We start from the raw sequence: 2,881 nt of genomic DNA, 5'->3' as shown, positions 1-2,881 counted from the left end.
GCACGGATCAATGACATCCCCAATCCACGCCTCCATGAACTCCTGCCCTGGCACTGGAAAGCCCACCAGCAGGTCCACAATACCATCGCCGCCTGAATACGCCCGCGTCTCCCGCCGGATGCTTACACTGGAACTCAAGAATGGCCCCGTCCTACCCCTCTATCATCTGGCAATACGGCTACAGGCCGATCTGCCGCTCCATATCAGCGTCCAGACCAAAGCCGGGCGCGGCTACCGCCTTCTGACCCGTCATTCCATCCGGGTCACACCGGCCCGCGCGCCTGTTCTGTCCGCCAAAATTACTGCGGCAGATGGGTTCAGAAGGATCATGCGCGAAGACATGGACAGTCTGGTCAACAACCTTCCAGCCGTGAAGGCTGACGATATGGAAGGCATACACCAGATGCGGGTGGCTATCCGACGGCTGCGCACGACACTTCAACTTTTTTCTGTATGTCTGGATGATACGAAGGCCACACAATTTGAAGACGGGTTGCAAAGGATCGGTCGCATATTGGGCGCTGCGCGCGACTGGGATGTATTCAGCACCGAAACATTGCGCACGGCCTCTCCCGCCTTACCGATGCAAGACGGGTGGCAGGCACTCAACACCGCCGCAACGGGATTGAGAACACAGGCCCATAACGCCCTGCAACAGGAACTGGCCGGGCCGGATATCACGGCATGCGTGCTTGCCCTGACAGCATGGATGGAAGATGCCCCCTTTAGGGGCAGCCACAAAAAGATGGACCATAAGCTGATAGCACTGGCACCTGACCTGCTTGATCGGGTGACCCGAAAGGTTGTGCGGCGGGGCAGGCACATAAGCCATCTTTCCACGACAGACCTGCATTCACTGCGCAAGACACTCAAGAAACTGCGTTACAGCGTGGATTCCATGGCCAGCCTGTACCCCACCCGAAAGGTCAAATCCTACCTGAAACACTGCCGTCGCCTGCAAAGCTGTCTGGGTGACATCAATGACGCAGCCGTGGCTTTGACACTGACGGACAGATTACGCTGCATTCAACCTGATCTTTCCACCAAAGCCTGCAATACTGTCATCCGATGGAGCAAAAAGCGCAGGCAACAGGCCACGCGCAGATTACCCCAGGCCTGGTCCGCATTTCACAAGGCAACGCCTTTCTGGCGGTCATGATTCAGGGGTCCTTCCCCATATCCCGTCACAGTAGGCTATTCTGTCCCTCTACCGGGGCAGAAGGGCCGCTTCAACGCCCATGCCCCGCTCACCTGGTGTAGCCAGCGCCACGCAGTTACGTCCATTTTTCTTGGCAAAATACAGGGCCATATCAGCACGGGCCAGTGCATCGTCGCTACTGACATCCGTCTCGCACATCTCCGAAATACCGATACTGGCCGTCACGGCAATAGTATGGCCGCCGACACGCACCGGTACATCTGCAATAGCCAGACGCAGACGTTCTGCAATCGCACTGGCCTGTGTCAGATCAATCTCATGAAGGCAGGCTGCAAATTCCTCGCCCCCTACGCGGCCCGTGTCATCGGTTGAACGCAATGTTTCCATTACGACCGACGCGACATGGCGGATCACGCCATCCCCTGTCGCATGGCCATATTGGTCGTTAATCGCCTTGAAATGGTCGATATCGATCATCGCCATCACGATCTGCGGGCTGGCGCCGTCCTGCATGGAGCGCCAGACATCTTCCATCCGCTCAGTAAAAGCCCGCCGGTTCGGAAGACCTGTCAGATGATCCACGCGGGCGAGATCATGCAGTTCCTGTTCCATCCGCTTACGCGCCGTCGCATCCACCACCAGACCATGCCACACTGTAGCGCCATCCGGCAGCCGGAGCGGATGGGCATCGACCTGACGCCAGCGCAGTCCCTGAACCGGCAGAAGCACGCGAAAGACACAATGCCAGGGCGTCAACCCCGCGGTCGCCGCTGCAAGTGTCGCCAGATACATCTCCCGGTCATCAGGATGAATGCGTTCATGGATCGCGGCGGTGTTAAGGGCAACCTGTGCGGCTGTCAGTTCATAGATTTCCTCAATCCGCGCGCTGGCATATGTGAGGCGGGCGGTATTGTCCGGTTCCCGGCGGCACTGAAATACCAGACCCGGCACTTCATTGGTCAGGTTGGTCATAAGCGCGATACTCTGATGGAGTTGATCCGTCAGGCTCCTGATCGAGCTGATATCGCTGGTGGTGCCCACCATCCGCAATGCCCGGCCCGCTTGATCCCGGCTGACGACACGGCCACGGCTCATTACCCATTTATAGCTGCCATCCCTGCAACGCAGGCGGTGTTCGACTTCGTAAGAGGGGGTAAGTCCTTCAAAGTGATCGCGCATCGTTGCCTGAACATAGGCCAGATCGTCCGGGTGGACGCGCTGGTAGCTATCTTCTATCCGGCTGGAAATTTCTTCGGAGCGATAACCAAGTATCTCGGCCCATCCATCAGAATAGTGAATAGCGCCCGTCAGGACATCCCGATCCCAGATTCCCGTACCACTACCCCGTATCGCAAGGGCCATGACATCATCAAATCCATGGCTCACCGAAGCGTCCGACCTTGTACCCATTCGCACTGGCCTTTATCATCCCGGTTGATTGCGGCGACGGAAACAGCATATTGCACCGGCCATGTTGCGTCGAGGGCGGAACTGTCTTCCCTGTCCCATCCCAATTGCATCCCGTGAAGGATTTTGAACAACAAAAAACCCGCCTGTTGAGGGCGGGTTTATCGTATCCGATCAGGGACTTATTCATGGTTGCGGGGATAGGATTTGAACCTATGACCTTCAGGTTATGAGCCTGACGAGCTACCGGGCTGCTCCACCCCGCGGTTGTTTGGGGAGACTGGAAGACCTGGCGGCGACCGACTTTCCCGTGCC

2 protein-coding genes and 1 tRNA gene are annotated in these 2,881 nt (G+C 57.5%); 1 reads left to right on the top strand and 2 read right to left on the bottom strand.

The window, feature by feature from the left end; translation table 11 throughout:
• Positions 1-118 precede the first annotated feature (118 nt).
• Positions 119-1,159: a CHAD domain-containing protein gene (locus ACBR42_RS16945; RefSeq protein WP_371208813.1), complete on the top strand. Its 1,041-nt coding sequence runs from the start codon at positions 119-121 to the stop codon at positions 1,157-1,159.
• Between the two features lie 48 nt (positions 1,160-1,207).
• Here the strand turns inward: ACBR42_RS16945 and ACBR42_RS16940 are convergent, their stop codons facing one another.
• Both ACBR42_RS16940 and ACBR42_RS16935 read right to left on the bottom strand, forming a co-directional pair.
• Positions 1,208-2,545, bottom strand: coding sequence for a diguanylate cyclase (locus tag ACBR42_RS16940; RefSeq protein WP_371208812.1), 1,338 nt, complete (start codon positions 2,543-2,545; stop codon positions 1,208-1,210).
• 210 nt (positions 2,546-2,755) lie between these two features.
• Positions 2,756-2,832, bottom strand: a tRNA-Met gene (locus ACBR42_RS16935).
• Between the last annotated feature and the right edge of the window lie 49 nt (positions 2,833-2,881).

The organism is Komagataeibacter sp. SM21 (assembly GCF_041402665.1).
GTDB lineage: Bacteria > Pseudomonadota > Alphaproteobacteria > Acetobacterales > Acetobacteraceae > Komagataeibacter > Komagataeibacter saccharivorans.
Note: the sequence above shows the minus strand (reverse complement) of the source record. Positions and strands in the feature narration are given on the sequence as shown.